The organism is Nostoc sp. NOS(2021), assembly GCF_017115025.1.
Lineage (GTDB): Bacteria > Cyanobacteriota > Cyanobacteriia > Cyanobacteriales > Nostocaceae > Nostoc.
In genome coordinates this window covers 24,174-30,350 of sequence record NZ_JABXKM010000327.1, presented here as the reverse complement: position 1 = coordinate 30,350, position 6,177 = coordinate 24,174, and the positions used below count along the sequence as shown (strand labels likewise).

Sequence of the window (6,177 nt, the reverse complement as noted above, 5' to 3'; positions counted from 1 at the left end):
TTCCATCTCTACACCAGTCTCAGCTTTGGTTTTGACTGTAGCTTGAATTTGATAACCAGGTAGTTGCGGATCGGGTATAATTTCGACTGCGATTTTTTGCAAAGGCAACGGATGACACAGAGGAATTAAAGTTGCTGTTTGTTTGGCTGCCATAATTCCAGCCAATCTTGCAGTTGCTAACACATCCCCTTTTGGGACATTTCCGGCTTGAATGGCAGCGAAGGTGGCTGGCAGCATCCGCACATTGGCAGCGGCTACTGCTTGACGGATGGTGGGTGCTTTGCCAGACACATCCACCATCTGTGCCTGTCCCTGGCGATCTAGATGGGTTAAGCTGGAAAAATGAGATGGAAAATTATCTTGCATTATTTGGTTAGAACGTGTTAATATTGATTGTCGGTGAGGGCGTGTAGCTCAGTGGACTAGAGCACGTGGCTACGGACCACGGTGTCGGGGGTTCGAATCCCTCCTCGCCCGTTTTTGAAAGTTAGGAGTGAGGAATTAAAGTTCCTCACTCCTAACTTTTAAGTTGTTCAAGGCGTAGGCATCTGGAGCTAGACCTAGTGCAAAGCGCAGGGAGTTAGATAGGTCTTTGCTCGACTGGGTGAGGAAGATGACAAGTGCAACAGAAGTGATCACAGCACCGTAGCCAAACATATTCCGGTAGCCTACAAGTTCTGCTATGGTACCCAGAATAGGAGCAGCGATCGCAATTCCTAAGTCAAGTCCAGCTACGCATATAGCAAAAATTTGCCCCCGTTCTTGTGGCAGTGAGCGGTCTGCCATCATCGTGATCATCATGGAGATCAGTGTACCACCACCAGCACCTTCAGCGAGCGCAGCCAGTAAGAACACGATCGCGCTGTCAGCCTGCCACAGCAGTATTAACGCTAAAACGTAGCAGAAAATACCAAAGGTGATAAATAAACCACGACCAAAGCGATCGCTTGCCTTACCAGCAAACACCCTGATACTAAAACTAGAAATTGCCGCAGCTGTAAAAAACAATCCGCCATTGAAGTCCACGTGAGTGGATTTGAGGAACAACGACACAAAGGTATGTACTGCACCGACAGACAAACCAACCAGCAACATAACTATAGTTGGAACTCTCACCCGTGGACTGCCCAAAATTTGCCAAAAGTTGCGTAGGCGTAGCCCGTCGTAGACATCCTCTCCCTCAGTTTGCTCCTGTGTCTGCACTGGTGGATTAGTGACTTGAACAATCCCCAAGAGGGCGACAAACCCCAATTCAGCGGAGAAGAGAAATAATATGCCATAACCACTTGTAGCTTCTAAATACCCACCCAAGGCAGGGCCAATTGCTAAACCAAGGGGAGTTGTCAGGCTCATGTAACCAATGATTTCACCACGAGTTTGGGCGGGCGCTAAATCTGCGATTAACGCACTGTAGCCAGTGGTAAAAGCCGCAACACTAATGCCGTGAAAAATCCGTACCAGAATCAACAGCCCAATTGATTGGGTTGCCAAGTAACCAAAGGGTGCGATCGCGGCTACTATCGTACCAATCAACAAGACAATTTTTCGACCACGTTCATCGGCTAACCGTCCCAGCATCGGGCGAGATAGCAATAACCCAATGGCGAAACTGCCCATCACAAGCCCAATTTCTTGCTTGCTTGCGCCCACATCATCGATGTAAAGCGGTAGGGTTGGTAAGAGCGAAGACATGCTCGACCAGAATAATAAACCTGCTGTAAATAAAATAAGCAGGTTGCGCCGCAGTTCGGCGTTAAAGGTATTAAATGCTTTCAAGGTAGATGCAATTTAATGAGTTTTTTGTCATTTGTCATTTGTCATTTGTCCTTTGTCTAGAGTCAACCAATATTTACTCTTAACTATTTACTAATGACCAATGATTAATGACTAATGACAAATCAATACCATTGTTGCTTTAGTTAACATTTTTTACTACCACCTCTCGCACGCGATAGATAGGCCGTCCTTGGGATTCATGGTATGTACGCATGAGCAATTCTGCCAAAAGACCGAAGCAAAATAACTGCACTCCAGTTACTAGCAGGAGAACTGCTAAAATCAGCAAAGGGCGATTGCCAATCATCTCACCTAAAACCAATTTGACGAAAGTCAAGTAAATGCCGATCGCTGTCCCCGAAATCATTGAAATCAAGCCCAACAGCCCAAAAACGTGCATCGGGCGAGTGAGGAATTTTTTCATAAACAGAATGGTTAACAAATCCATCAACACCCGGAATGTCCGCCAAATCCCATACTTACTACGACCAAAGCGACGGGCGTGATGACGCACAGGGATTTCGGTAATTCTAGCTCCTTCGATGTACGCCAGGGCAGGTAAAAATCGGTGTAATTCTCCGTAGAGATTCATATCTGCCAACAGTTCTGCACGATAGGCTTTCAGCGAACAGCCATAGTCATGAATATTCACGCTAGTGGTATGGCGAATTAGCCAATTGGCAATTTTGGAAGGAAGTAATCGATTTACGGCACCATCTTGGCGTTTTTGCCGCCAACCACTCACCAAATCGTAACCCTCGTCCAGCTTTGCTAATAACATGGGGATATCAGCCGGGTCATTCTGGAGATCAGCATCTAAAGTGACGATCGCTTTACCGACTGCATAATAAAATCCAGCAGCCATCGCCGCAGTTTGTCCGTAGTTGCGGCGCAAAATCACCGCCTTTAAATCAGTGCGGACTTGCGCCTCTTGCTTGAGAAATTCCCCGGAACCATCTGTAGAACCATCATCCACACAAATGATTTCATAATTTATCTGACTAGAGGATAAAGTAGATGCGATCGCTTCTAGTAAAAGCGGCAAACTTTCCACCTCGTTATGTATCGGCACCACCACCGAAACATCTGGGACAATTACGGAAATCACCCCATTTTCCTCACTAGTCCTTTCGGAAACTAACCCACTCCTCATATACCTGTGCGTCCTCAGCGTCTCTGTGGTTCGTAACTCTTAAAAACTCTACCAGCACCTCGCAGCTGCTGATAGTACGACTGACTAACCGCATCTCCCTGTTCCGAGAGAACATCAATCCCAATACCATCCCGTCCCTGATCTTTCCCAGAACTATGGATATAATAAGCATCCGCCAAATAAAGTCCGACATGGGTTGCTTTTTGGCTAGTTCCAAAAAATACCAGATCGCCGGCTGCTAATTCTGCAATAGTAATTGGTTGAGTGAACCCTTCCTGTTGATAGGCATCTCTGGGTAGCCAAATACCCACCGAAGCAAACGCCGCCTGCATCAACCCAGAACAGTCATAATTTGGCCCAACCGTACCACCCCAAAGGTAATAATTTGATTGTTGCATCGCTTTTTGGGTAAAGGCGATGACCTCTGCTAGGAGTTTTTTAATCTCAGATTCAGAAAATGTTGCAGCCTGATAAGGTACAGTAGCAGATTGTAATGAATCAAAATCTGAAAGGGATACCCATCCTGGATAGTCATCTTCACACAAATACACCTCAACCACTGAATTTTGATGATTTGATGTTACCCATAAATGTCGCCCAGATGCGACTTGAGTTGCCAAGCGTGTACATTCAGGAGAATCATATAAATTCAGGTCAGCTAAACACTGATACTCCCCTGATTTGGGATTTGGGATTAGGGATTTTAGATTAAAGGACATTATTAGAGAATGGTTTTTTTTAATAAAGACGAACAACTCGAAAATCTTGGTAATGGCATTTTAGATGCAACTTGGGCAGCATTTGGGACTTTAGCCCGTAATCAAATTGCCCTGACTTGGGTTGTTTACGATCCACCAGTGCTAGTAAATACTGGTGGTGCGCTGACTCCCAACGCTTTTTGGGATCACCCAGTTCGTGGTTTCACTTATCGCGGTGTCGAGCGGATTTATCCCGCCAGTGTAGTTAAGCTATTTTACCTGGTGGCGGTAAACGAATGGCTAGAAAAAGGCATGATCCAGCAGGCTTCCAAGGAGTTGGAGCGAGCCTTGCGGGATATGATTGTAGATTCTAGTAATGATGCTACCAGCTTGGTTGTGGATATTCTTAGTGGTACCACATCAGGGGCAGAGTTACCAATCGGCCCCTTTGAAACCTGGAAATACCAGCGTAATATTGTTAACCGCTATTACCAATCCTTGGGTTGGGAAGAAATGGAGACGATAAACGCCTGTCAAAAAACTTGGGGTGATGGCCCCTATGGACGGGAACGGGCGTTTGTGGGAGAGTTACTGGAAAATCGCAATATGTTGACAACAAATGCGATCGCTAAGTTACTGCATAGTATTGTAGGTGGGGTGGCGGTTTCAAGTGGGCGATCGCAAGCAATGATGGCTTTGCTTAAACGCAATCTCAACGATTTGCCTGCTGACACTGAGGAAAATCAGGTAACAGGTTTCTTAGGCGGTGGACTTCCTGAAAATGCTCAAATTTGGTCAAAGGCAGGTTGGACAAGTCAAGTTCGCCATGATGCTGCGTATATTGAGATACCAGAACAGCGCCCTTACCTTTTAGTGGTATTTACTGAAGGCAAAGCGCAGGCTAAGAGTCAGGCTATTTTACCCTTTGTTTCTAAACTAGTTGCCGAAGCGATCGCTAGTCTATGATCTACTGCGATGCGATCGCCACAATACCTATTTCTTCCTTTGCGGTTCGTTAAGGAATAGGAATTAAATAACATACAATTTATGTCCCTGGCTTACCTCACCCTCAATCCCTCTCCTTATAAAGGAGAGGGAAGCTAGAGATAGGATGAAGTTTTGCATTTTATAGCAATTGAAAAATTAGAAGGGATTGAAGAATTTGAAGAAACGAAAGATGATTAACTACGACAACTACACCTATAAAGTTACTTGGTCAAGGGAAGATGAAGAATTTGTAGGATTGTGCGTTGAATTTCCTAGTCTATCTTTTCTCGATAAAAATCGTAATACAGCACTCGAAGGTATTACAGACTTGGTAAAAGATGTAGTAGCTGATATGGGAGCGAATGATGAAACTATTCCAGAACCGATTTGAGAAAAAAATTACAGTGGTAAATTTGTAGTTCGTATAGCTCCAGAACATCATCGTAGACTAGTTATAGAAGCAGCAGAGCAAAAAATTAGCTTAAATCGCTATGTAAGCCTTAAACTTACGTGTTAAAGTTTTCGCTTTATCTATCCCAACGCCCTACAGCCCGTCATATCCAATCAATCGGCCTCAATATACACCCATAATTGTCTTTGTAACCCCGTAGCGCTTCTTATAGCTACCAGGGTTTTGCATTGGTGGCGAGGTGCGATCGCTATAAACAGATGACTTGTTGAAAACGGCTCAAGTCCTTTTGTATTCTGGTTTAATACCGTTTTACTTTAATAATGATACAAATACGTTGGTAGGGGCACAGCAATGCTGTGCCCCTACGAGAAATCTATATGTATCAGGCTTTGTGTGAAATGGTATAAAGTAGATGTCGCCAAACTACTATTAACCGACATCTCTTCAGACAGGCGACAGCTAAATCAACCAAAAATTTACTCGTCGTCCACATCTGCAAATATAGATTGTAAATCCCTATAACCGCTAACTACCCGCACAATCACAACACTATCTTCAAAAACTTGATAAAAAACAATGTAGCCATCCAACGGTATTCCTCTAAGTCTTGGGTCAAATTTGGCGTAACTTCGTCCTATATTTGGGAATTGAGCTATGTTTTGGCACTTCTTATTAAATTCTCGAATAAATCTTTCCCCAGCATTGACATTGCGAACTAGAAAATAATCCAAAATCTCATCTAAATCTTGGCTTGCTTCCTTGGCAATAAAGTATTCCATTATCCTTGAGTCTCACGCGCTTTACGTAATTTATCCTCTAGTCGCGCCATCACCACTTCACCATCTACTACGTCTCCACGTTCGATAGAAGCCAGTCCAGCCGCTAGTTTTTTCTTAGTTTCCTCTTCCCATTCCTGATAACCCTTCTCCCATTCTTCCAGCAGTTTTAATGCTTTCACAATCACATCTTCAGCATTTTCATATCTACCTGTAGCAATTCGGGTTTGTATAAATTGCTCGTATTCCGCTTTAAGCTCAATGTTCATAGTTTTTACCTCTAGTTGATTAACAGCGTTACCCAGTCACATTTTCTGTTGCCAGTAAAACTCACTTGCGGGTTATTGTCCTAATCTAATTTCTAAACCATTGTTC

8 protein-coding genes, 1 tRNA gene and 1 pseudogene are annotated in these 6,177 nt (G+C 44.0%); 4 read left to right on the top strand and 6 right to left on the bottom strand.

The window, feature by feature from the left end:
* Positions 1-366: cyclic pyranopterin monophosphate synthase MoaC (locus HWQ41_RS31810; RefSeq protein ID WP_292771851.1), on the bottom strand; the 366-nt coding region annotated here is incomplete at its 3' end.
* Positions 367-403: 37 nt separating this feature from the next.
* Here HWQ41_RS31810 and HWQ41_RS31805 point away from each other — a divergent pair.
* Positions 404-477 (top strand) — tRNA-Arg (locus HWQ41_RS31805).
* Between the two features lie 24 nt (positions 478-501).
* Here the strand turns inward: HWQ41_RS31805 and HWQ41_RS31800 are convergent.
* From HWQ41_RS31800 to HWQ41_RS31790, 3 genes are all read right to left on the bottom strand, one after another.
* On the bottom strand, positions 502-1,776 hold the full coding sequence (locus HWQ41_RS31800) for an MFS transporter (RefSeq protein ID WP_292771849.1): 1,275 nt from the start codon (positions 1,774-1,776) through the stop codon (positions 502-504).
* 139 nt (positions 1,777-1,915) lie between these two features.
* Positions 1,916-2,929 carry a glycosyltransferase family 2 protein gene (locus HWQ41_RS31795; RefSeq protein WP_292771847.1) on the bottom strand — a complete coding sequence of 338 codons (1,014 nt, stop codon included), beginning with the start codon at positions 2,927-2,929 and terminating at the stop codon, positions 1,916-1,918.
* Between the two features lie 14 nt (positions 2,930-2,943).
* Positions 2,944-3,648 (bottom strand): C40 family peptidase, encoded by a 705-nt coding sequence (locus tag HWQ41_RS31790; RefSeq protein ID WP_292771845.1) that lies wholly within the window; start codon positions 3,646-3,648, stop codon positions 2,944-2,946.
* Positions 3,649-3,657: 9 nt separating this feature from the next.
* Between HWQ41_RS31790 and HWQ41_RS31785 the strand changes: the two genes are divergently transcribed.
* The 3 genes and pseudogenes from HWQ41_RS31785 to HWQ41_RS31775 form a co-directional block, all read left to right on the top strand.
* Positions 3,658-4,593, top strand: coding sequence for a serine hydrolase (locus HWQ41_RS31785; RefSeq protein WP_292771844.1), 936 nt, complete (start codon positions 3,658-3,660; stop codon positions 4,591-4,593).
* A gap of 211 nt (positions 4,594-4,804) precedes the next feature.
* Complete coding sequence (locus HWQ41_RS31780) at positions 4,805-5,005, top strand: hypothetical protein (RefSeq protein WP_292771842.1); 201 nt, start codon at positions 4,805-4,807, stop codon at positions 5,003-5,005.
* Between the two features lie 12 nt (positions 5,006-5,017).
* Positions 5,018-5,131, top strand: a pseudogene (locus HWQ41_RS31775) (toxin-antitoxin system HicB family antitoxin); the annotation flags it as partial.
* Between the two features lie 371 nt (positions 5,132-5,502).
* On the opposite strand, the gene HWQ41_RS31770 reads toward HWQ41_RS31775, so the two are convergent.
* The gene (locus HWQ41_RS31770; RefSeq protein WP_292771840.1) at positions 5,503-5,805 is read right to left on the bottom strand and encodes a type II toxin-antitoxin system RelE/ParE family toxin; all 303 of its coding nucleotides are present in this window, start codon (positions 5,803-5,805) and stop codon (positions 5,503-5,505) included.
* Positions 5,805-6,071, bottom strand: coding sequence for a type II toxin-antitoxin system ParD family antitoxin (locus HWQ41_RS31765; protein ID WP_292771838.1), 267 nt, complete (start codon positions 6,069-6,071; stop codon positions 5,805-5,807). The genes HWQ41_RS31770 and HWQ41_RS31765 overlap by 1 nt, the downstream gene beginning before the upstream one ends.
* Between the last annotated feature and the right edge of the window lie 106 nt (positions 6,072-6,177).